Genomic DNA, 23,631 nt, shown 5'->3' with positions numbered 1-23,631 from the left:
TTTTTGCCCGTTTAGCCTGTCTCGATTCGCGGCACATAGCCACTTCGATTAAGAAAGACCTATCACAAGCAGGAGAGCCGTGCACCTGCAGAAATCGGTTAAGCTGATGCTTCGGCGCGATTTAGCTCACAACGCGACCAGAGTTGATCGATGCCCTTGACCAATCCATCGATCATCCCAAGGTCATGCACCGGCGAAGGAGTAAAGCGCAAACGCTCGGTCCCGCGGGGCACTGTGGGGAAGTTGATCGGCTGCACATAGACGCCAAATTCCTCAAGCAGCATGTCCGACAGCGCCTTGGTGTGCTTGGCATCGCCAATGATCACCGGCACGATATGGCTGCCATGATCAATGATCGGCATCCCCATCGCTTTCAGGCGCATTTTCAGAACTTTGGCGTGCAACTGCTGCTTGTCGCGCAACTCTTGCCCCGCTGCCGTCTTGAGAAACGCGATCGAGGCTGCGGCGCCCGCCGCAATTGCTGGCGGAATCGAGGTGGTAAAAATGAATCCCGGAGCATAGGAGCGCACCGCATCCACCATCTTGGCGCTGGTCGCGATATAGCCGCCAAACACGCCAAAAGCCTTGCCCAGCGTGCCGTTAAAAATGTCGATGCGATCCATCTCGCCCAGTTGCTCTGCAATGCCAGCCCCGCGCGCGCCATACATGCCCACTGCGTGCACTTCATCAAGATAGGTCAGCGCGTTAAATTCCTCGGCGAGATCGCAAATCTCGGAAATCGGGCCGAAATCGCCATCCATCGAGTATACCGACTCAAACGCGATCAGCTTGGGCGCGTCCGGGTGATCTGCGGCCAGCAATTCGCGCAGATGCGCAATGTCATTGTGGCGGAAGATACGCTTCTCACCGCCATTGCGTTTGATCCCCTCAATCATCGAGGCGTGGTTCAGCTCGTCGGAATAAATGATCAGACCGGGGAACAGCTTGGGCAAGGTGCTCAGGGTTGCATCGTTGGCGATATAGGCCGAGGAAAACACCAGCGCCTGTTCCTTGCCGTGCAGATCGGCCAACTCGGCTTCCAAACGCTTGTGATACACCGTAGTGCCCGAGATGTTGCGCGTGCCACCCGAGCCTGCGCCAGTGGCATCAAGCGCCTCATGCATCGCGTCCAGCACGACAGGATTTTGCCCCATGCCGAGGTAGTCGTTGCCACACCAGATGGTGATATCTTTCTGGGTACCATCTTCCTTGGTCCAGACCGCCTTTGGAAAAGCACCCTTTTCCCGCTCAATATCGATAAAGACGCGGTAGCGACCCTCGGCGTGCAGTTTGCCAATCGCCTGATCGAGCCCCTTGTCATAATCCATCTTGCGCATCCCTTGCTATTCCGTTCGCTGGGGTTAGTCCTAGAGAGACTAAACAAGCGTTACTTTGACTGATGTCAAATTTCTCTCCCGAGGGGCGAAAATGTCTAAAAGATGCGCGAAAAGCAAACATTCATTTCGCACAATTTGTCGCACCACAATTTGTCGCGCCTTGATGTCAGCCGCTCTGGACAGCGCCGTGTTGCGCCTTACGCTATAGCAAAAATAAAGGAGGTCCGAATGGATCTGAACGACGTGCTAACTGAAATCGATTCCGGTCTGGAAGACGCGATGACGCGGTTGTTTGAATTGCTGCGCATCCGGTCGATTTCCACCGATCCCGCGTATAAATCCGAAACGAAAGATGCCGCCGAGTGGATGGTCAAGGAATTGAATTCGCTGGGCTTTGAGGCAGAGTTGCGCCCCACGCCCGGTCATCCGATGGTGGTCGCGCATCACCGTGGCGACGGCCCGCGCCTGCTATTTTATGGCCATTACGATGTGCAGCCCGTTGACCCGCTGGAGCTGTGGGATACCCCCCCGTTCGAACCCGCCGTGCAAGACACTCCCAAGGGGCGCGTGATCCGTGGGCGCGGGGCGTCCGATGATAAAGGTCAGTTGATGACCTTTATCGAGGCCTGCCGCGCTTACAAAACCGTGAACGGGACGTTACCCGGCAACTTGACGATCTTCCTTGAGGGCGAAGAGGAATCAGGCTCGCCCTCGTTGATCCCGTTCATGAAAGACAATGCCGAAGAGTTGACCTGCGATCTGGCGCTGATCTGCGACACCTCGATGGTCTCGCCCGGCGTCCCCTCGATCGCGGGGCAATTGCGCGGGATGCTCAAAGAGGAATTCACCCTGCACGGGCCGCGCATCGACCTGCATTCGGGCCATTACGGCGGCCCCGCGCTGAACCCGCTGCGCGAGATTTCCAAGATCATCGCCAGCTTTCACGACGATCAGGGCCGTGTCGCGGTGAAGGGGTTTTATGACGGCGTGCATGACGTGGCCCCCGAGCAGCTTGAGGCGTGGAAAACCTGCGGCTTTGACGAGCACGAATATCTGTCAAGCGTCGGCATGACCAAAGCCCATGGCGAGACGGGATATTCCGCGCTGGAGCAGCAATGGGCGCGCCCGACGTTGGAAATCAACGGTCTTTGGGGTGGCTATCAGGGCGCGGGGTCAAAAACCGTGATTCCCGCCGAGGCGCATTGCAAAATCACCTGCCGTCTTGTGGGCGATATGGACCCCGATCATGTGCGCAAAGCGCTGCGCGCCCATGTCGAGGCGCACCTGCCAACAGATGCGAAAATCACATGGGACAATGATCTTGATGGCGCACCGGCCGCCGTGATGAACACCGACCGCCCCGAATTCGAACAAGCCCGTCAGGCGCTGTCGGATGAATGGGATCGTGAGGCGGTCATCACCGGCATGGGTGGCTCGATCCCGATTGCGTATTACTTCAAATCGATCCTCGGGATGGATGCGATGCTGATCGGGTTCGCCAATGACGATGACGCGATCCATTCGCCCAACGAAAAATATGACGTGAAAAGCTTTCACAAGGGGATCCGTTCATGGGCGCGCATTCTGGATCGCATCGCCAAGTGACTCGCGCCGGGGGCTTCGCGCCCCCGGACCCCCGCGGGATATTTTCGTCAAGAGGAAGATCCTACGGGCTTTGCTTCTTCTTGGTCGAAATATCCCGGGTGAATTTGCGAATCAAAGAGGGGCAGCGCCCCCTACTTGCCTAATGATCGTAGCATTCAAGGCCATGCAGCCTTGCCAGACAAGGGGTTTGAGGCTTGCGGAGCACGACCAACCGCACCGATATACGGCCTAGGGCACCCGGTTGGCCTTGAGTTTGCTGTCGCAAGCGCATCTGCGCATCGGGGTTCGATGAAAAGCTTGTTTAGACAGGCGTCGCGCAATCTGCTATGGTTGAGTGACTTCGACGGATGTCCGCTATGCGTGTGCTTCGGTCCTCTTTCTTGTTTCTCAGTTGATGGGCGTCAGTGACGCCGGACTGATCGAATGCCGTTGAGATGCTGATTAATCCGTGAAGCTACTATCTTGGTCGGCGCGAACGGGTCCGTTCTTCGGACGCAATAGCGCGATGACCCACAGAAAAAGCAGGGAACGAACGGAATTCCGCCTGCGACCATCACGGTTCTTGGACAGCATTTGCTCTTTGATAAACGGGAAGGAGGCGCCATGTCAGCTCAGAAAGCGTTGCGTATTGTACTTACCCAAGAGGGGAGTTCCTTTCGCTTGGAATCTGCGACACGGATCGACAAGGTGCTTCAACCCTCCGAACCGTTGGAAGCGTCAGACGGTGAATTTGGTGCCTGGGTGGCGTTGGAAGACGGGAGCGGGCGTCAACTATTTCGGCGCGATGTAAGCAATCCACTGGACCTGCGAGAGATCTTTACCGGAGAGCGACAGGAAATGCGCCGCGTTCGAATAGAGGAGCCGCAGGCTGTGATCAGCTTCCTGATGCCCCTGTTGGACGACGCCAAAACGCTGACAGTCCATGCCAGCGACGCACGCGGAAAAACCGCGCCCCCCGCAGACGCTGTCTTCAAGATTGAACTGCGCAAGCTGCTTGCGCGCAGCAAGGAAGGGAGGCCGAGCCATGGGCGTCAATGATGGGGCCGTCATCGGCCTGAGCAAGGTCGTCGATCATGGGCCTGCGACGGAGCGCTGGAACATCGTGTTGGTGGCCGAAGGGTTTCGGGCCGCAGAGATGCCGAAATTCCACAACGAGGTTAGCAAGTTCATCGACAAGCTGTTCAATACCGTTCCGTTTGGCGACATGTGGTGCGGGATCAACATCTACCAGTTAGACGTATCCTCGACCGATAGCGGCGCTGACGAACCGGGCGGGGGCGAGTGCACCGGTGCGAATGTGTTTCGCGATACTTATTTTGACGCGACCTTCTGCTCGGGCGGGATCCAGCGTGCGCTTACGGTCAATTCCTCGCTTGTGCTGCAGGAGGTGATAGATCTTCTGCCAGAGTATGACGAGGCAATCGTCATCGTGAACAGCGATGTTTATGGCGGCACAGGGGGCTCGGTGGGAACCTATTCGTTGGGCTTCAGCCCGATCACCGGCAAAGGCGGTGTCGAGATTGCCATCCACGAGCTTGGCCATGCCGGGTTCCAGCTTGCCGACGAATATGATTATGACAGCGTCGGCACCTATGGCGGAAGCGAGCCGACACGCGTCAATATTACCGCCAATGCCGACAAGGATACGATCAAATGGGGTGATCTGATTGCAGGGCCGACAGCGGTCCCGACCCAGACGAACGGCAATTGCAACGAACCAAACGAAGACGCGAGTCCGGTCGCCGATGGCACCGTCGGCGCGTTCGAGGGCGCAGGCTATTGGCCCTGCGGGTTATACCGGCCCGAATATACATGTATGATGCGAGAACTCGCCCAACCGTTCTGCGCGGTCTGCGAAAGGCGTATCCGTGAGGTGTTGCAAACCTATATTGCTCCGGTGACCGTCACGCTTGCAACGCCGAGCATCGATTTCCACGACATTCCAGAAGGCATCGGCGGCGCAGGGGTAACAACCTATCGCGCGATCATCTTTGATGTCGGGTCCTGCGCGCCGTTGCAATTGCAGGTCATCAGCGGACCGACGGGCGGCTTCGGTCTTCCCGTAGGTGGCAATATCATCGTCTCGCCGGGTCAGGCGATGACGCAGGGCAAGATCTGGGTTTCTTATACCTCCACGACCGCAGGAGCGAGTTCCAGCGGCACAGTCACCATCGAGGCCGTGGAAACCGGCGAGACGTTTGTCGTGACGATCACGGCCAATACCGTCGCGCGACCTACTGCGGCGGCGGCGTTGGTGCTCGACCGGTCGGGGAGCATGAACGAGGATGCTGGCGACGGTACCGCCAAGATTAGCAAGCTGCGCCAAGCGGTGAAGACGTTTGTCGATGTCATGCTGCCGGGGGACGGAATCGGGTTGGTTCGCTTCAGCAGCGATGCAAATATTGTCGAGCCCATTGGCGACGTCGCCCTGATCGGCGGCACGGTGAAGACAGCAGTTGATAGTGCCGACTTCAATCCCGGTGGCAACACCTCAGTCGGGGATGGGCTTGTCGCGGGGACGGATGCGCTGAATGCTGCGGGCAGTTACGACACTAAGGCTATGGTGGTGCTGACTGATGGTAAGGAAAACCGGGCGGAATTGATCGAGGATGTCGCGGGGCTGATCACGGCCAATACCTTCGGCATTGGCTTTGGAACGCCTGCCAATGTCGATGTTGGAAAATTGGAAATCCTGACCGGAACGCATTCGGGATATCTTTTGATCACCGGAGCGATCACGCCGGGCGAACAGTTCCGGTTACAGAAATATTTCCTGCAGATTCTTGCGGGGATCACCAATTCCGAGGTCATCGTCGATCCAACGGGCATCCTGACCCGCAAAGATCCGCTTCAGATTCCGTTTTCGGTGACCGAAGCCGATTACGGCATCGACGTGATTTTATTGGCGAAAGAGCCGCGCGCCGTTGATTTCAGGCTCGAAACACCGTCGGGTGCGATCATTGATGCCAACGTGGCCATTATGGAACCGAACGTCGATCTCATCCGCACACCCAATGTCGCCTATTACCGGATCGGGTTGCCTGTGGGCGTTGAGGGTGGTCATGCCGGACAATGGAAGGCGCATCTGCGGCTTATGGGTACCGTTCAAGACGATGCTGTCGCGGCCCAGTCATATCTGCAACAAATGCCTTTCAGCCTGCTGGTGCATGCCTATTCTACCCTGAGTTTTCGCGCGCACCTGACCCAGTCAGGGCTTGAACCGGGAGCCACATTGACACTCAGCGCTGTTCTTACGGAATATGCGCGCCCCCTAAGCGACGGGGTCAGCGTCTGGGCCGAGATGACCCGCCCGGACGGCACCACCATCTCGATCCCGCTGATCGCAAACGAACCGGGCCGCTTCGTCGCGACGATAAGCGAATTCGCGGCGGGGCTTTACAGGTTCCGGATTCGCGCCTTCGGGATGACGACAAGCGAACGCCCCTTTACCCGCGAGCAAACGCTAACCGCGGTTATCGGTTTGACCAAGCCGGGGAATGGTAATACCCGCCCCGACTATTGCGATCTGCTGGACTGTATCGTTCGAACCCAGCGCGACCCCAAGGACGCGACTACATCTTCGACCGGGGCGATCGACGTCGATTGGAATTCTCTGGCGCGCTGCCTGAGCAAGATCTGTCGGACCAAGCGCACTGACGGATGAACGGCCCTATGTCGGCATATGGCGCGCAGCCCCGGCTTCGGAGGTGCGTGTGGCGACGGTGAGGTCGTCGCGTGGCGCACAGCCGCAACCGTCTAACTTCCCCCATCGCCATCGTATTTCGCGCGCTTTTTAGCGTTTTAACAGAATGTCGCGCAGAAATTCGGCGAGGGCCGCGTCGTGTGAACCATCTTTAAGCAGATCCGACAGAGTCGCCTTTGCGTCAAGCGACAAGCTGCCCGCCTTGCCTCCGGTCTCGCCCTTCCCGTCGTCGGCTGAGCGGCAAAATACATCCAGACATTTCATCAGGGCCTCTGGCTCGATGCCCTTCTCTTTTAGAAGGCGCAAGATGCTGTCCTGAGCCAGCAGGCAATGGATAAAGCGGCAAAGCGCCTCATGACCGGGGTCGCCGGGATCAGAGCGGGGCGGCGGGGTGTCACCGCCGCGATAGACCGCCGCCGTCAGCGCTCGCTCGCGCGTGAAGGGCAGGCCGCGCCGACTTGTGCCAGCGGCCTCGACCTGTATCCGGTAAAGCCCCGCTTGTGAGGCGTTCAACGTGACCTCGAAATTCCCCGGCAGGTGCTCGGTCATCGCCAGCGCGAGCGTGCCACCCGACGGCAGTTCGATCCGGGCGAGAACCTTGGCGCGCCCTTCAAGAGGCACGTCATATTCGCTCAGGCTGGCATGCACCGTGACACTCGCGCCGGGCTCAAGGCTGGTTTGATCGCAGCGCGCCTGCATGCGCAGATTGGAGTAGCTCTGCACGGCCACACTGTAGCGCGCGCCAAGCGGATGGGTTCCCTGCGCAGCATTCACGGCGGCATAATCAGACGTGTCGAAATACCGCTTCCAAAGCTTTTCGTCGATCTCGAGCACGGCGTGCCAAGTGCCGCCATGCGCGCCCGCATCCTTTAGCGGGAAAGGCAGGCCAAAGCGATAATAGGCCATCCGCGTGCCAGTCGCAAAAGTGGCCCCCGCCGCCCCGGCAACGCCCGGGTCGATCAGATCACCGGCGGGCGTTTGCAAGCTGAACCGAATGACGGGGAAGTCCACCAGCAAGATCGCGGTTGCCTCCACATCGGCTTCGCTGAGTTGGAACGGGATCTTCACCGTTTGCCCAAGGCCAATATGACCGCTTGGGTCGCGAACGATGTCTGTCCGCGTGGCGCCCGCGAGAATTTGGTGGAAATATTTGGTAAGCCGGAAGTAGTCATCGGTGCTGCTGCTCAAATGCCCGGTCAAAAGCAAATAGCCGTCGCGAACCCCGGCAAGGGCCATCAGACCAGCGGTGCTAACCTGTGCCTCGGTGCCAAGCGCAATCGCAAAGGTGCGCGCGTCGATCTGGCTCAGGACATCGGCGATGAAGGCGGCGCGATTTTCGATGCCGTCGGTGAAGACGATCATCGCCTTTTCATCATAGCCCCCCACCGGGTCGAGTACCGAACGCGCCTCAAGAACGCCATTGCCGATAGAGGTAAACCCGGCCGGGTTGGTCGCATGGGCGTTTGCTGCTGCGCGAGCCAAGGTCCGGTTAGGATCGGACATGTCGTCGCTCATGATCGGCGTTATTGCCAAGCCGGGATAGGTCGGGTCGTTCACCGGATAGGCGTTATGATCAAAACGGATCATACCCACGGCATTGCCCGCTGGGATTAGTTCGGCAAAGCGCACCGCTGCCTCGCGCAGCAGTTCGACCCGGGTGGCCCCCAGATCGCCAGCGGGGCCATCCATGCTGCCCGATTGGTCAAGCGCCAACATCACCGCCACTGTGGGACGGGCGCGCGTGTTGGCCCGGATCAGAACGTCCCACTCTTGACCAGTATCGTCACAGCGGATGCGCACCGTGCCTTGGGCCGTGTCGCCGTCGCTGGTGCCAGTATAAGAAATCCAGATTCGCGCCTGATCCGCCGTCTCGAAATCGGGGCGCGGGTCGGCAACCTCGCTCGTCATGCCGTTGGGCGTGCCAAATACCGTGCCCGCCGGTCCCGAAGTAACTGTCGGTCCAGATATGATGCGCACCGTGGTGGCGCTGCAGCCGGTAACATCGAAAACCACAGCACGATAAGTCGTAAGCCCCTCGGGCACGTCAGCGAACTCGACCTCAAGCGGACTGGGGGGCGTGACGGTAAGCGGCCACACGGCGCAGGGCGCGGCGATCAGCATCCGCGTCAGCCCTGACGATACCTCGCAGATCACGTCCTCGGCTTCGGACCAAGGTGGTCGAAAAGACCTACCGGTTTCGATGGTATAACCATAGACCCGTGTCAGCGCGGGATTAACCAAGTGTCGCGCCCAAGCATAGTCCGAGGCAGACCCCGTCGTGGGATAAAGACCAAACGAGATGTCAGGCTGGTAGTTGCGCCCGTTGACGCCTTGAATTCCTTGGCGGATTTCTTCTGCCAGATCCGCATGCGCCGTTAGGGCGGGCGCGAGAATATATTCGGAGTAGGCGTCGTTGGCCACACCACGCTGGCCGTCAAAGGCAGGGTTGAGAAAGTTCTGCGAGGCATTGCTGCTCTGGACCTGATCATGGCCCCAAGGATAAAGGATCAGTTCGGAATAGCTGTGAATGTCGAAAAATATCTGGATCTCGGGATACGTATCCAGCAGCCAGGCGATATTGCGCGTCTCTTGCTCGGACATCGGCGATGGCCCGTGATAGACCTGATCACTATTGCAGGGATCGGTCGAGATGTAGCCGGTATTGGCCGCGTTCGACAGCAGGGTCTGAAAGTCGAACAGAACGTCGAAGTTGCGGTTCAGATCGACCCCGATGCAACTGTCATTGCCCCCACTTTGCGCGGGGTTGCGGTTGCGCCGCCAGCCCCCGTTGCCGCCCACGGCGTCATGCGCTTTGGAGTAGTCGAAACCGTCGGGGTTGCCGCTGGGCACGAAGAACAGGTGATAGGTCTCGAATATGGAGGCAATCTGTGACGCCGTGTAGCTGACCGGTCCATAGCCCAAACCGGTGCCGAGGTCATGGGCCTCCAGAAGGTCGGCCGCGAAGGACAGGCATATCTCGGGCGGCATCCATTCGCGCGCATGCAACCCCCCAAGAAAGGCCACGCCGATCTTCTCGCCGGGCGTGCCGATCCGCATCGCGCGCACGGTGTTGGCCTGCGCGGTGGTATTGGGAAGGTTTATGGCGGTGCATGTGGACGGATAGGCCGACACCAGTGCCGCAATACCCGTCTCGAGCTCTGAAAGACTGTTCAAATAGGCCATTGCGCGACTCCGTGTCTTAGTGACGACAAGAAGAACGGCTTACTCCTTGCGGCCTAGACCGCGCGGAATGGCGCCCTCTTCTTTGTACCGGTTTCCACTGGCAGATTTCTTTTCTTCGGCGGGGATCTTGCTCTCTGGCTGAATCTCGATCGTGGCGAGATCCGCTGACAGGTCGTCAAGAACCGCCTTCTTGGCGATGACATTTGCGATAAACGTGCCATCGGGGGCCTGACGCGGACCACGGCCTACAGTCTCAATCTCGCGTTCTTCAAGAAGGCGCGTCATGTCTTGGGCTGTCTTTGTAGTGATCATCGCCCGACGCAGAGGCGATGACGGAGTTTTCGACTCGGTGGACTTACCCTTCGGATCAGCCATGTCCAAACGCCTTTCTGCAATTGTCCCTCGCCAGTCGATAAAGTGGCAAGAGATCGGAGACAGATCGTATTCAATCACCGTATCACAAAATCTCCCTTGGCGCGTAAATTTTACCAACGAACTAAACTCAAGGGCGAGTCTGCGCGTACACCGCGCCGCCCGTTACACCGCAAGTGGCATTATCGAAGGCCTCGGACGCGCTAGGAACAAGTTCCGATCATAATGGGTAGCCGGATGCCATCCACTTACTGATTCGGACAAATACCCACAGAAAGGCAGGTCGTTCTGGTAAATCCGAGCCGTCTCCAGACCCGTCGAAATGCTTGGCACGGGACAGCTACGACAGTGAGGTCTGGCCGTCATGACGTCTAGGTCAACGGCGTTCCATTGGCTCGCTCCAGCGGATATGCGGGCATTGTTGGTCAAACCGCCGTCCATGGGGCTCGAACCAATGGTGCCTTGGTAAACGGCCCTGTACTCCTGCGTCGGGCCGGGAGAAGGTAAAGGTCGAGAACCATGTTAGCGTTGTCTGGCGGCGGTTCTTTGTGCCCAAACCGAAGGTCTAAAAGCTACGCTGAGCCTAATGCCTGGCTCGAGAGCCGCTGCAGTGTCCGCGCCAAGTCCCATCCGCACTTCCGAGCGCCCGCGAGACGCTTGCAAAACGTGTCTTACTTTCTCGCGCCCCATCTCAGCCCTGCACCCGCTGTTCGCCACCAAAGGGGGTCAACCTATGCGCCGCGATCAGCGCAAAGATCGGGTGGACTAAACAATCTCAGATCGCTTTTCCGCGAAGCCGCACTTGAACCCAAATCTTTTTTGCAGGCCGAAACACCTCGCGATTGGCGCGAGGCGAGCGCCGCCCACGTCAGGACCAATACAAAGGGCGACATCGGACCAAAGTGAGGCGACACAACGCATTACGAGGGCGTTCAAGGGCGCGGCTTTACCTCCGCGCCCTTTTTTATTGCTCTCGCCAGCCCACGGGCAACGATACGACAATTATCGATCGGGCTAGTTCCCCTGCCCCTCTTTCCCCTTACCCGATCATCGGGCTCGCGCCGCCATAGGTCTCGTCATAATGCTGCTTAAGGCGCTGCAACGCGATGCGTAGAACGATTTTGCCCGAACGTGCCGACCAACCCAGCCGCTTTTCGGCGGTCTCCAACCCCTCAAGGAAGCAGCAGCAGCGCAGCGCCATATCGCCAAGCCCCGGCCCAAGATCGCGCAGTGCCAACGCCACGCGTTCACGCGCCCGCTCTGCCCCGCCGCCGCCTTGCGTCAGGTCGGGACGATATTGCCCGCGCCCGCCACCTCCGGTCAGAAAGCGTTCCCAGTTCTGCCCCACGCGCGGACCCATCTGCGCCAGTTCGAAATCCTCGCGTAGCTGTTCACCTGCGGCGACCAACTCGGCGCTTAGGAACGGCGCGCCATCCTTATCTCGCCGCCGTGCCAGCACCCCCAAGGGGCTTTCTGCAAGGTTGACGCGCATCCGGCGGCGCCGTCCATCGGGCGTGACACCTTCGCGGCTGTCAAAGTCGCGATGCTGCGCACCAAAGGGCTGAGCGCCGTCTTCACTATCGCCGCCAACCTGTTGCTCTTGTTCAAGTAACCGCTTAAGCGCTGCGCGCCCCGCCTGCGTCACGCTATAGCTGGTGACGCGCCCTTCATGGGCCACCTCGATCCAATCTTTCAGCGCAAACGCCTGCGCAACAGCGCGTTCCAGCACCGCCGTACGCACCGTGCCACGCAGCACCACCGATTTGTCCATGTCGGCCGCGACAACAAGCAGCGCGGTGGGTTCACACAGGCGGCGCAGGATACGCTTGGCCTCGCGCATCAAAACAGCTTCGTCGGCGGGTATCTCGGTGTGGCGGAAGGGGGCAGTCATGGGCGGTTCGTCCTTATCAGGGACGGTTGTATTAGGGGGCGCAGGTTCATTTGCGGCGCTGGGGCCGGTGGTGCGGCCCAGCGTCGTCAATGCTTCATCGACCAGCGGATCATCCCGCCGTGCCTCTATCGCGCGCACGCGGCGCAGAATGGTCGAGGCGGCGCACCCTTCGGCCCGTGCAAGCGCCCGGATCGGCACGCCCTGCTCAACATGGCGCAGGTATAGCCGGGCATGGTCAGGCAGCCAAGCGGGTAGATCCGCCAAGCTTGGTGCGGTCGAATTCATGTGTTCCCCCAGATAGCACCGGGGCAAACCGGCGAGTCCGTTTCATACAACCGTGAGTTGCTTTGGTTACCCGTTCGTTAATAAATCGGGCAGGGGAAAGAATTCCTTAAACTTCCTAAACAAATCCTTGCGATGCGCACGCTGAAACCCCCGCGCGCGCAACACCCGCATAGGTTGAGTAAAGGTGAGATGCATCAAACACAGGAGATCACCATGACCGCGCCCATCACCGCCCCGCTCATCCCCGACCTGCGCCAGACGCTTGAGGCGCTGCGACGCCCGCCGCTATTGGTGCGTGCCGCACGGTTCGGGGTGCAGGACTATAGCCGCAAGCGCGATCTCAAGCGCCTGTTGCATACGTCCGACCTGCCCCGCCCCGGCGCCGCGCTATTTCAGTTGATCGACTTGGAAGCCGAACAAGACGCCCTGCGGCGTGCAGGCGAAGCCACCTATATTCTGACCCGTCAGATTGATCTGCTGATCGCGATCATGGCAGAGGCACGCCTGTTGCCACGCGCACCCACCCTGCCCTGAACGCTAGCGCGATTTAAACAGCGACCCCAGCACCCCGCGCACCAAAGCCTGCCCGGTTTTGGTGCCAAGCTGGCGGGCCAAAGATTTCCCAAAGGTCGTGACAACCGAATCGGACCGGCTGGATCGTGTGGAGGTTTTTCGCGGTTTGGTTTTGCTTGCTGGCTCATAGCGGCGGGCGTTGTTGAACTCGGCAAAGCTGTCATCCAGCTTGCTCGCCGCGCCCGATTGCGCGCTCGCTTTGGCCTCGGCCTCGGCGGCCTCTTTCGCCGCAGCATCCGCCCGGCGCGCCAGAATTTCCTGCGCCGAGTCGCGATCGACCGTGGTGTCATATTTCGCGCCAAAGCCCGAATGGGCCATGACATCGGCGCGCTCGGCATCGGTGAGCGGGCCGAGGCGCGATTGCGGCGGACGCACCAAAGTGCGCTCGACGACGCCCGGCACGCCTTTGGATTGCAGGAACGAGGTCACAGCCTCTCCGGTGCCGACCTCTTTGATCGCAATTTCCGTGTCAAAGCGCGGATTGGTGCGGTAATTTTCGGCGGCGCGTTTGAGATCACGCTGATCGCGTGCGGTAAAAGCGCGCAGCGCGTGCTGCACCCGGTTGCCAAGCTGGCTGAGGATGCCATCGGGCACATCGGTCGGGTTTTGCGTAATGAAATACACCCCGACCCCTTTGGAGCGGATCAGCCGCGCGACCTGCTCGACCTTGTCCACCATCGCTTTGGGCGCGTCGTCAAACAGCAGATGCGCCTCGTCGAAGAAGAAAACCAGCTTGGGTTTGTCGGGGTTTCCGACTTCGGGCAGTTCTTCGAATAGCTCCGACAGCAGCCACAAAAGGAAGGTCGCGTAAAGCTGCGGGCTTGCCATCAACTGATCGGCAGCCAGCAGGTTGATCTGGCCCATGCCATTGGAATCAGTGCGGATCAGATCACTCAGCTCCAGCGCAGGTTCGCCAAAGAACTGATCGCCGCCTTGGTTTTCCAACACCAAAAGCTGGCGCTGGATCGCCCCGACCGAGCGCACATCGACATTGCCATACTCCAGCGCGATTTCCTTGGCCTGCTCGCCGACATGGCGCAGCATCGCACGCAGATCATCCAGATCGAGCAGCGCCAGACCCTCTTTATCGGCCAGATGAAAGGCAATGTTCAGCGCGCCTTCCTGCGTATCGTTCAGCCCCAAAAGACGGCTGAGCAGAAGCGGCCCCATCTCGGACACCGTAGTGCGCACCGGGTGACCCTTTTTGCCAAACATATCCCAGAAAACAGTGGGATAGCTGCGATAGTTCAAGTCAAATCCAATAGTCTCCGCGCGCTCCATAAAGGGTTTGTGCAGCTTGCCCGTTTCAGAACCTGCCGCCGCGATCCCCGACAAATCCCCCTTCACATCGGCCATAAACACCGGCACGCCCGCGCTGGAAAAGCCCTCGGCCAGAATTTGCAGCGTGACCGTTTTGCCCGTGCCGGTCGCCCCCGCGATCAGCCCGTGACGGTTGCCATATTTCAACGTCAGCTGCTGCGGCACGCCGTAGCCCTCGCCACCGCCGCCGACAAACACCCCATCTTCGGTCAAAACACCCGTCATATTTGCCGCCTCTGTCAAATTGTCTTGCCCCGACAATACAAAATTAACCCTTTTGCGCCAGTCTGTTCCTATCCCATCCCCAAGTTCTTTTGGCGGATCGGGCACTTCCTCCCTGTCAGACTGGACCGCGCCCTTTTGGCGCGGTCTTTTTTCAGGCGCGCCAGTGGCTTGAGCCACCTAATGTCGCGCGCCCTGCCCGATCACGATTCATCACGATTGCCTGTTGACCTGTAAAAATTTCCGCCATAGCTTCGCCTCAATAACGAAGTCGGCCAGTCCGGCAGGGGGAATAAGGAAGGGGTCCACTGTGGCCCCTTTCGACTTTTACGCCCCCATATCACGCCCAAGACGCCATCGTTTCACCATCATCGGCAGCTGCGCGCTTATCCGTGATTAAACGACCCCATATTGGCCCTGACATGTCTGAAAGGGCATGATAAGCCGCACCCGATGAAGTTCAGGAGTAGAGTAACCATGTCTCAACTGACGAAGCCGCTTATTCTGGCGCTGACGCTTGGAATGGCGCATGGCGCTTATGCGCAAGACGCCACAACTGCGACCGATCAGACCGCACCCGCAGCTGACGCCGCAACCCCGGCCCCGGCTGCCCCGGCAAGCGATGCCACCGCGCCGACGGCAGATGCCCCGGCAGCGACAGCCCCGGCCGCAGATGCAACAGCCCCGGCTGCTGACGCCACTGCACCGGCTGCGAGCGCCGCTCCGCAGCCGCCCGAAAACAACACCTACGTCAAAGCGACCTATGACGACTGGGAAATGCAGTGCATCAAGACGAAAGATGGCAAAGATCCTTGCCAGATGTATCAGGTGCTCAAGGATGCCAAAGGCGGCAATGTCGCTGATATCTCGCTGTTCGGTCTTCCTGCGGGCGGCAAGGCAGTCGCTGGTGCCACGATCATGGTGCCGATGGACACGCTGCTGACGCAGAACCTCACGATCCAGGTCGATAGCGCCGAACCGCGCGTTTATCCCTTTACCTTCTGCCAGCCGATGGGTTGCTTTGCCCGCATCGGTTTGACCCAAGCCGAATTGGACGCCTACAAAAAGGGCGGCAAGGCGACGATTACCATCGTACCGCTGGCATCTCCGAACCAGAAGGTCACGGCTGATATCTCGCTCAAGGGGTTCACCAACGCCTATGATGCGGTTGTGAAATCCAACGCAGACACCGGCGCCGTTAAGTAATTCGCGTTAAGATCGCCACGTAAGTGGCTGACAAGCAAGAAAACGCCGCGCAAATCCAGCGCGGCGTTTTCATATTGCGCGCAAAGCCAGCACCGCATTAAACCCGCCAAAAGCGAAGGCGTTAGACAGCACCGCCCCGACATGTGCGCGCCGCGCCTCATTCGGGACGACATCCAGATCGCAGTCGGGATCAGGCGCGGAATAGTTGATAGTCGGCGCAATCACCCCGTCTTGCAACGCCATCAGGCACGCCACCAATTCGACCGCGCCGGTCGCGCCAATGCAGTGACCATGCATTGCCTTGGTCGAACTGACCGCCACCAGATCAGCGGCCCCGCCAAAAACCTGCCGGATCGCAGCGGTCTCGATACGGTCATTGGCGGCCGTGCCAGTGCCATGGGCGTTGATGTAGCCGACCTCCTCGGGGGCCATCCTGGCATCATTCAGCGCCCCTGCAATTGCGCGCGCGGCACTCGCTTGATCGGGCATCACAATATCGCTGGCATCACAATTCATCGCAAATCCTGCAATCTCGGCCAGCGGCGTGGCCCCGCGCGCAAGCGCCGCATCGAGCGTTTCCAGCACGAACACCCCCGCGCCCTCGCCCTGCACCATGCCGTTGCGATCCACCGAGAACGGGCGGCAGCCATCGGGGGACATCACACGCAGACCCTCCCACGCCTTGAGCCCGCCGAAATTAAGCATCGCTTCCGCGCCGCCCGCCAGCATCCCGTCAACCATCCCGCTGCGCACCATCTGATAAGCCAGCCCGATCGCGTGATTGGAGCTCGCACAGGCCGTCGCCACCGCAAAACCGGGGCCTTGCAGATGAAAGCGGATCGCAAGATGAGCGGGCGCGGCGTTGGCCATCAGCTTGGGCACGGTCAGCGGATGCACCCGGTTCTTGCCCTGCGCATAGACCGCGCGATAGGCATCATTGGCGGTGCCATGCCCGCCCCCCGCCGTGCCGATAATACAGCCCCAGCGCGCGGGATCGGGGGCGCATTCCAGCCCGGCCTGCGCCATCGCCTCCGTGCCCGCGACCAACGCATATTGGGTAAACGCGTCATACAGTGCGAGCTTGCCTGTATCGAAATGATCCTGCGGCGCAAAGCCATGGATCTGCGCGCCGATGCGCACATTCAGACGCTCAACATCGGGAAACTGAAGCACCCCGATCCCTGAACGCCCCTCCGCCAGCGCTGTTTTCGTCGCCCCCACCCCCTCGGCCAGCGCGTTGATCGTGCCCGCCCCAGTGATGACGACACGGCGCATCACGCGACCGCCGCTGAGGGAGACTCTCCGGAAATTAGCCGCTCAACCGCGCGCACAATCGCGCCCACCGAGGAAATATCAAACTGCGCTTGCGCCGTGTCATTGGCGTTGAAGGGCACCGAGATATCGAACTGCTCTTCAATGGCGAAAATCACCTCGACCAGCCCAAGACTGTCGAGCCCCAATTCCTCAAGCGTCATATCCGCGCGCAGCTCGTCGGGCGCGCGATGTGCCTCATGGGCGATGATGGATAGAACCTGATCGTGCACCTTTGACCTCATGCTCTGCTACTTGGCGCCCCCTTTTTGCGTGAGTCGCGTAACAGTTTCCCGAAGTTCGCCAAATTGCGCAAACAATCTTGGCAACCGGCGCAGCGCCTTGTTGATCTCGACCTGCGTTTCCATCTTGACCGCCGGACTGCCCCAGACCACGCGCCCCGAGGGCACATTGGTAAAAACATCCGTGCCCCCGCCGGTGATCACGTCATCACCGATAAATATATTGTCCGACACGCCGACTTGCCCAGCCAGAACCACGCGATCCCCAACCGTGGTAGACCCCGCAATCCCGACCTGCGCGCACAGCAGGCAATCGCGCCCGACCTGCACGTTATGGGCGACATGCACGAGATTATCGAGCTTGGTGCCGGCCCCGATTTTCGTGGCACGCACGGTGCCGCGATCAATGCAGCTATTGGCCCCGACCTCGACATCATCGCCAATTTCTACCGTGCCGAGAGAATGAATCCGCACCCAAGGCTGTTCATGAATTTCGGCATGTTTTCCAAGGCTTGCACGCGCTTCTTCAACCATAGATAGCTCGGGCGTGACAAAGGAAAACCCATCCGCCCCGATTCGCGCACCGGGCTGACAGATGAAGCGCGCGCCAATCAGCACGCGCGCGCCGATATGCACCTGTTCCAAGATCAGCGCGTCGCTGCCGATCTGAACGCCTTGCGCGATGCTGACATGGCTGGCGATACGCGCATTCGCCCCGATCACGACATCGCGCCCGATCACCGTAAACGGCCCAATCGCGGCCCCCGCGCCGATCACCGCGCTTTCATCAATCACCGCACTTGGATGGATACCGGGCGCAATCTCGGGTCCCGGATCAAAGGAGCGCGACAGCCCCGCCATCGCCAAACGCGGGCGAGTCACGAAAATCGCGGCCTCCAGCCCGTAGCTTTGCCAATCCGCGCCTTCCCACAAGATCGCGGCGCGCGCTTGGCCTTGCGCTAACCCCTCGCCATATTTCGCGTTCATCGCCAAGGCAATCTGATCGGCGCGCGCGCTGGCAGGTTCAGATGCGCTGACCACCTCAAGGTCCAGATTGCCCACGGCCTCGGCCTCAAGCGCCTGCGCGATCTGCGCGATTGTCTGCGACATGAGATCTGTCCTTTTGTCGGATAAAACCAGAGCGGCGGGCGCGCGAACGGCCCGTCACATCAGATTTAACCCTTCGATCCGGGCAATTCCACCCCGGCGCGCTGTAAGGCGGTGAAAAGCGCCGCGTCACGTCTGTAAACATCGCGGCGATATTCGACATGGCCCGAGGGCGTAGGCCAAGCGGTGAAATACACCAAATGCACCGGAACCGGTTGCTTCAAAGGCACCGTGGTCTCGCGCCCGGAATTCAGGATGCGCTGGAACTCGGCACGCGGATCATCGCTTTGCGCCCCTAGCAAAATATAAGCCAGATCAAAGGGTTGCCCAACCCGCACACAACCATGACTAAAAGCGCGGCTTTCCTTTTGGAACAACGATTTAGACGGCGTATCGTGCAGGTAGATGTTCCATTTGTTGGGAAACAGAAACTTCACCAGCCCCAGCGCATTGCGGTTCGAGGGCGGCTGTTTCATCGCGAAAGGAAAATTGCGCGCACTATAGGCCGCGAAATTCACCGCCGAGCGCGGCACCACACGCCCACGCGAGTCGATCAAATTCAGTTGCCCCGCCGCGTTGGGATTACGCTGCATCATCGGCAGGTATTCCTTCGTCACGATTGAGCGCGGCACATGCCAAGCGGGGTTAATCACCATCCGCTCCATCTCGTCGGAAAATTCGGGCGTGCGCCGGTCGGAATTATTTTGCCCCACCACTGTCACCGAACGGAACGTAGTCTTGCCATCATCGACCACGCGCACCGAAAAATCGGGGATATTCACCCAGACATAGCGTCCCGACAGGTCCAGCCCGTTCATCCAGCGCAATCGCTCCAGCGCGACAAGGATCGACTGCATCCGATCTTCGGGAGATTGGTTAATCTGCTCAAGCGTGCCCGCGCCCGCCACGCCATCGGGCGTAAGCCCCTGATCTGCCTGATAGGCTTGCACTGCCTTTTGGATATCGGCGTCATAGACAGCCGTGGCCGAGCGCCCAAGATAGCCCATTTCCTGCAAGCGATCGCGCAGCGCGATCACCGCGGGGCCGGTATCACCGGGTTGCAGTTTCTTGGCCAAAACTCGCGCGCCCCAACCGCCCTCGGCAAGTTGGGCTTGAAGGTCCAGCTTGGCTTTTAACAGCTGCGCATATTGGGGCATTTTCGGTGCGAGATTACGCAAGAACAGCGCCGGATTGGAGCTGGCCGCGAAAGCGGTCAAACGCGCCTGCGGGTCAGCGCGCAGCGGTTCGCGTTTGATATCAGGTAACACCTTATGCGGATCAAGCACGCCATGCGACACGTCATGGGCGTAGTCCAAAAACACCTTGCTGAGCGCGACTTCCAGCAAGCCGCGCTGGCGTTCCGACTGCACCGCGCCAAAGCGCGCGCGTAACGCATCAGGGTCGTAATGGGCCTGCGGCAAGCCCTGCATCCCCGACACATCAAGCGCGGAAAATAGCGCTGCGCGGCGCAGCGCGTCATCGGCGGACGTCCAGACGGGGCGGTAATCGCGCGCGGCGTAAAACGCCGCAAGCGCGGGATCAGAGGCGGCCGCTTCGGCAATTGCTTGCGTGAAACCGCTTAGCTCAATGCCGCTGACGGGCGACATTGAGCCTTGAGCGGCAATCTGCGCCGTACCCTGCGCAAACGCCCCCAGCGCCACACCCGAAACTGCTGCCGCAAGCGCAACTGCGCGCAAACCGAACGCCATAAAACCAGCCCCAACACTACAAAACCCCTCTTTGATCTTTCAAATTTAGGGCGGCGAGTCCAGAAAAGCTTTGAAAAAGTAGGATAAAAAAGGCGCACATCAATCGAACGATGCACGCGCGCAACAGCCTAGATTATAGCGCTAACCGGCGGGATTCTGCCGATTTTTGGTCACGCGCGCGTGTGCGGCAATTCGATTCTTTATCACTAGAACGGTCTATGCCATAACGGTGCCACAGTTTGGGATTAAGCTTTCGTTAGTCGCCCGAGCAACAGGGCGAGATGAGAGACAGGCAACGACAGGACAGTGAGCATGACGACGTTTTCCCGGCGCGGAGTATTGGGCGCCTTCGCTGCGACCATGGTAACCGCAGCGCCGACGATGAGCAGCGCATTTGGTCTTCTTAAAGGTGCTGGCGATATCCGACGTATCCGCATGTATAACGGGCGCACAGGCGAAAGCCTTGACACTGTTTACTGGATCGAAGGGGAGTATATCCCCGAGGCACTCAAGGAAGTGACCTATTTCGCGCGCGACTGGCGCACCAATCAGCTCAAGACGCTTGATGCCCGCACGATTGATATCGCTGCCGCCGCCCATAACCTGATGGATATCAACGAGCCCTACCTGCTGTTGTCGGGTTATCGTTCGCCCAAGACCAACGCAATGCTGCGCTCGCGCTCCAAAGGTGTTGCAAAACATTCGCTGCACATGGAAGGCAAGGCCACCGACCTGCGCCTCAAGTCGCGTTCGGTCAGCCAGATGTTCCGTGCGGCGTCCTCCTGTCACGCTGGTGGTGTTGGTAAGTATTCGCGCTCGAATTTTGTGCATATGGACTGCGGCCCCGTGCGCCACTGGGGTGCCTAAGCGCCTCATATCCACAATTTCTCGAAATAGCGTCGCAGTTGCGGCGCTTTTTCTTTTTGCGCCCTCACCCGAATCCTAGCGTTTGATCCAACCCATTCCCCTCAATTCATCTAGCCAGAAATACTCCCGCCGGAAGCTCCGACACAGGTCAAGCCATACACCATGAAAAAGGGCCCCTGTTTCCAGAGGCCCTTTTGCGTTGAATGAGGCCGCCGCGTCAGTCGATAACGCGCCCGGTTTGGCGGAAGTAAGCCTCTGCCTCGGGGGTCAGATCGACTTGCTCGTAGCCTGTCACCATCGGGCGCACATGGTGGCGGAACCCGCCGATGGTCAGCAGATAGACATGGATCACGACAAAGCTGGCAATCGCGAAGGCCGCGAGCACGTGGAAGTTCGCTATGATCTGCAGGAAAAAGCTACCGCCATCCAGATGATCCCAAAATCCGTAGCTAAGATAGGCTAGACCTGAGATCCAGATCGCCGGGAAAAGCGCCGACTTCAGCACAAAATAAGACGCAGCCTGCAACGGGTTATGCCGATGCTCGAAGCTTTTATGATACGGATGCTTCTCGCCCTTGAAGACGCCATAAGCGTAAAAGCGCGAGACTTGCCACATCCCTGACAGCCGCGGCACGAACTGCCGCCAGCCGCCAGTGGTGACGAGCCAGAAGGTGGCAAAGGCCCAAAGCACCAAAAGCGCCAGTGCCACCACCGTATGCACCATCACCGCCAGACCGAACGGACCCAACTGGTGTAGCCCCAGCAGCCGCGCACCGGTGAAAAACAGCAGGAAGATTGAAGCAACCTGCGACCAGTGCCACAGCCGGTTAAACCGCGAATATACTTTGACGCAACGCTCAGCCATGATGGTCCCCTTTTCCTCTAGCGCGAGAGATGACGCGCAGCAACCCGTGGCCGAATGCGCCCAGTATAGCCATCAGGAAGATCGCCAGACCGATTTTGCCGCCCAGATTGATGCCCGCACCGGGCACATAAATCCCTGCGAGATTGGCCATCCGACCATCTTGCGCGTGGCAGCTTTCACAGTTCACAGCGTCTTCCTTTGGCGCAACCATGTGCGTGATCGGCCAATACATGTAGGTATTGACGAACCCGAAATCGCCCGAATATTCCAGCCCGACATAGTCCATCCCGGCCTGAAGCGATTTCTTCCAATCATAATATTGCCATAACGCCGTGCCATCGCCCGGACCATAGACATGATTATAGAGCAAGACATCGCGTTGCTTGTCATAAGCCTGCGAGCCATCAAGCCGCTTGAACGGGAAAATCCGACTATCGGGCGCGCCCGGCGTGCCGCCGATTTTGTTGATCTCGACAACCTTGGAGGGGTCGATTTTCTCCTCGGGCAGCGTGTAGGTCATTTCGCCATTCGACCAAGCGTAGGTCGGCACGACATCCTCACCATATTCGAAATCACCCTTGATCGTCAGATACGTGTGCAGATGCTCTCCATTGCCCTGAACGTAGTTCTCTTCCGAATAGGGTTTGCCATCTTTCAGCTTACCCGCTGTAGACCAGTCCCATTTCATCTTGGTCGCAACACCGCCGCGCGCAAAGCTGGGAATGTGGCAGGTCTGGCAGGCCAACGTATCGGTGTGATCGTTCAGCTTTGCCGCAATCAGCGCGTTCGGACCCTTATGCGGGGTGTCGGTATGACAAGACTGGCACGCCGCCGCATCATGGGCCGAGCCTGCCATCCGGTCGGGATGGGGGTCGATCACGTCGGTCTCATAGCGTGAACCTTCAAACACATGCTTGTCCGAAACGTGACAGGTGGCGCACACGAAATTCCCGCCATCGGGGGACATATGCACATCAACATCGCGCGGCGGGTCAAACATCACCGAGCTAAGATCGCCGTGCTTCACGTTATCGCCGCCACCGCCGTAAAAGTGGCAATTGCCGCAATTGTCGCGCCCCGGAGGCGGGCCGACAGATTGCGCGGCTTCAGCCAGATCCACCGGCCACGCAGGTTCACCCGTGATCGTCTTGGCCCCCGCCGCAACGGGTTCTAGCGGCGGTTCGCCGGCGAGGTTGTCTTGCTTGGTATATTGGCCCGACTTGTCGTGACACACCAGACAATCGACCTTGGTCGGATCATCGGGCATCTCAGCGCGAACATCGGTCCAGCCATAGCCAGTATGACAGGACGTGCAGCGCGTCTCATTCGACGCGACATTGCCGCAAAACGAATTCATCTCATGCGCTTTGCCCAGTAACTGCCCGGTCTTTTCGTTTTGATATTCCCACTTCCAATGCACCGAATGCATGACCTGATTGCCCGCCTCGGTATGGCAGGACAAACACGCCTCGGTCACCTGAGACCCCGAGGCAAACGGCCCCTTAAGCTTCATGAATTTCGAGTGATCGGCCGTGCTCTTGGAAACCGGGTCGCTCATGTGCGCGGGCGTTGGCCCGGTGGGGCGCGATTGCGCTCCGATTGCGGGTGTCTCTTCCGCAGGGGTGGCTTGCTGCGCATGCGCAGGTAGCTGGCCCAAGATTACGGCTGACACGAGTGCCGTAATCCGCAAAGCGGTTTGTCTCATCAGCTCTCCAATTGCAATTGGCTATGGGAACGGATTTGCGAATTGCAAGACCGGAGTCTCACGATTGCGCGAATTTATGTGAATATCAAGTGACCAACTGTCGCAGTAAAAAATCACAAAAGCCTTAA

General features: G+C 59.2%; 17 protein-coding genes. 6 read left to right on the top strand and 11 right to left on the bottom strand.

Annotated features, from left to right (window positions below; all coding sequences use genetic code 11):
- Nucleotides 1–98: 98 nt before the first annotated feature.
- The gene (hemA, locus tag ACN0SD_RS07750) at nt 99–1,328 is read right to left on the bottom strand and encodes a 5-aminolevulinate synthase (RefSeq protein WP_417807655.1); all 1,230 of its coding nucleotides are present in this window, start codon (nt 1,326–1,328) and stop codon (nt 99–101) included.
- Nucleotides 1,329–1,565: 237 nt separating this feature from the next.
- Here hemA and ACN0SD_RS07745 point away from each other — a divergent pair, with 237 nt between their 5' ends.
- The 3 genes from ACN0SD_RS07745 (at nt 1,566) to ACN0SD_RS07735 (ending at nt 6,606) form a co-directional block, all read left to right on the top strand.
- Nucleotides 1,566–2,942, top strand: a complete 1,377-nt coding sequence (locus ACN0SD_RS07745; RefSeq protein ID WP_417807654.1) for a dipeptidase — start codon at nt 1,566–1,568, stop codon at nt 2,940–2,942.
- 603 nt (nt 2,943–3,545) lie between these two features.
- Entirely contained in the window at nt 3,546–3,980 is a 435-nt protein-coding gene (locus tag ACN0SD_RS07740) for a hypothetical protein (protein WP_417807653.1), read from the top strand.
- A complete protein-coding gene (locus ACN0SD_RS07735; RefSeq protein WP_417807652.1) occupies nt 3,967–6,606 on the top strand; it encodes a M64 family metallopeptidase in 2,640 nt (879 codons plus the stop codon). Before ACN0SD_RS07740 ends, ACN0SD_RS07735 begins: the two co-directional genes overlap by 14 nt.
- A gap of 129 nt (nt 6,607–6,735) precedes the next feature.
- On the opposite strand, the gene ACN0SD_RS07730 is transcribed toward ACN0SD_RS07735, so the two are convergent.
- From ACN0SD_RS07730 to ACN0SD_RS07720, 3 genes are all read right to left on the bottom strand, one after another.
- On the bottom strand, nt 6,736–9,828 hold the full coding sequence (locus ACN0SD_RS07730) for a M14 family zinc carboxypeptidase (RefSeq protein WP_417807651.1): 3,093 nt from the start codon (nt 9,826–9,828) through the stop codon (nt 6,736–6,738).
- A 39-nt stretch (nt 9,829–9,867) separates the two neighbouring features.
- Nucleotides 9,868–10,203, bottom strand: coding sequence for a hypothetical protein (locus ACN0SD_RS07725; RefSeq protein WP_417807650.1), 336 nt, complete (start codon nt 10,201–10,203; stop codon nt 9,868–9,870).
- Nucleotides 10,204–11,239: 1,036 nt separating this feature from the next.
- Nucleotides 11,240–12,376 (bottom strand): DUF6456 domain-containing protein, encoded by a 1,137-nt coding sequence (locus ACN0SD_RS07720; protein ID WP_417807649.1) that lies wholly within the window; start codon nt 12,374–12,376, stop codon nt 11,240–11,242.
- 213 nt (nt 12,377–12,589) lie between these two features.
- On the opposite strand from ACN0SD_RS07720, the gene ACN0SD_RS07715 reads away from it, so the two are divergent.
- A complete protein-coding gene (locus ACN0SD_RS07715; RefSeq protein ID WP_417807648.1) occupies nt 12,590–12,910 on the top strand; it encodes a DUF6477 family protein in 321 nt (106 codons plus the stop codon).
- A gap of 3 nt (nt 12,911–12,913) precedes the next feature.
- Here the strand turns inward: ACN0SD_RS07715 and ACN0SD_RS07710 are convergent, their stop codons facing one another.
- Nucleotides 12,914–14,494, bottom strand: coding sequence for a helicase HerA-like domain-containing protein (locus tag ACN0SD_RS07710; RefSeq protein ID WP_417807647.1), 1,581 nt, complete (start codon nt 14,492–14,494; stop codon nt 12,914–12,916).
- Between the two features lie 474 nt (nt 14,495–14,968).
- Here ACN0SD_RS07710 and ACN0SD_RS07705 point away from each other — a divergent pair, with 474 nt between their 5' ends.
- A complete protein-coding gene (locus ACN0SD_RS07705) occupies nt 14,969–15,697 on the top strand; it encodes an invasion associated locus B family protein (protein WP_417807646.1) in 729 nt (242 codons plus the stop codon).
- Between the two features lie 69 nt (nt 15,698–15,766).
- Here the strand turns inward: ACN0SD_RS07705 and ACN0SD_RS07700 are convergent, their stop codons facing one another.
- The 4 genes from ACN0SD_RS07700 to ACN0SD_RS07685 all read right to left on the bottom strand — a co-directional run bounded on the left by ACN0SD_RS07700 (nt 15,767) and on the right by ACN0SD_RS07685 (nt 20,066).
- Entirely contained in the window at nt 15,767–16,972 is a 1,206-nt protein-coding gene (locus tag ACN0SD_RS07700) for a beta-ketoacyl-[acyl-carrier-protein] synthase family protein (protein ID WP_417807645.1), read from the bottom strand.
- Nucleotides 16,972–17,253, bottom strand: a complete 282-nt coding sequence (locus ACN0SD_RS07695; RefSeq protein WP_417807644.1) for an acyl carrier protein — start codon at nt 17,251–17,253, stop codon at nt 16,972–16,974. Before ACN0SD_RS07695 ends, ACN0SD_RS07700 begins: the two co-directional genes overlap by 1 nt.
- 6 nt (nt 17,254–17,259) lie before the next feature.
- Complete coding sequence (gene lpxD / locus ACN0SD_RS07690; protein WP_417807643.1) at nt 17,260–18,360, bottom strand: UDP-3-O-(3-hydroxymyristoyl)glucosamine N-acyltransferase; 1,101 nt, start codon at nt 18,358–18,360, stop codon at nt 17,260–17,262.
- A gap of 65 nt (nt 18,361–18,425) precedes the next feature.
- On the bottom strand, nt 18,426–20,066 hold the full coding sequence (locus tag ACN0SD_RS07685; RefSeq protein ID WP_417807642.1) for a L,D-transpeptidase family protein: 1,641 nt from the start codon (nt 20,064–20,066) through the stop codon (nt 18,426–18,428).
- A gap of 312 nt (nt 20,067–20,378) precedes the next feature.
- Between ACN0SD_RS07685 and ACN0SD_RS07680 the strand changes: the two genes are divergently transcribed.
- The gene (locus ACN0SD_RS07680) at nt 20,379–20,933 is read left to right on the top strand and encodes a YcbK family protein (RefSeq protein ID WP_417807641.1); all 555 of its coding nucleotides are present in this window, start codon (nt 20,379–20,381) and stop codon (nt 20,931–20,933) included.
- 217 nt (nt 20,934–21,150) lie between these two features.
- Here ACN0SD_RS07680 and ACN0SD_RS07675 read toward each other — a convergent pair whose 3' ends face one another.
- Together ACN0SD_RS07675 and ACN0SD_RS07670 are read right to left on the bottom strand one after the other, a co-directional pair.
- Nucleotides 21,151–21,798: a cytochrome b/b6 domain-containing protein gene (locus ACN0SD_RS07675; RefSeq protein WP_417807640.1), complete on the bottom strand. Its 648-nt coding sequence runs from the start codon at nt 21,796–21,798 to the stop codon at nt 21,151–21,153.
- Entirely contained in the window at nt 21,791–23,503 is a 1,713-nt protein-coding gene (locus ACN0SD_RS07670; RefSeq protein WP_417807639.1) for a tetrathionate reductase family octaheme c-type cytochrome, read from the bottom strand. The genes ACN0SD_RS07675 and ACN0SD_RS07670 overlap by 8 nt, the downstream gene beginning before the upstream one ends.
- Between the last annotated feature and the right edge of the window lie 128 nt (nt 23,504–23,631).

It is taken from the genome of Thioclava sp., from assembly GCF_048263065.1.
GTDB lineage: Bacteria > Pseudomonadota > Alphaproteobacteria > Rhodobacterales > Rhodobacteraceae > Thioclava.
This window is presented reverse-complemented; position numbering and strand designations above follow the sequence as displayed.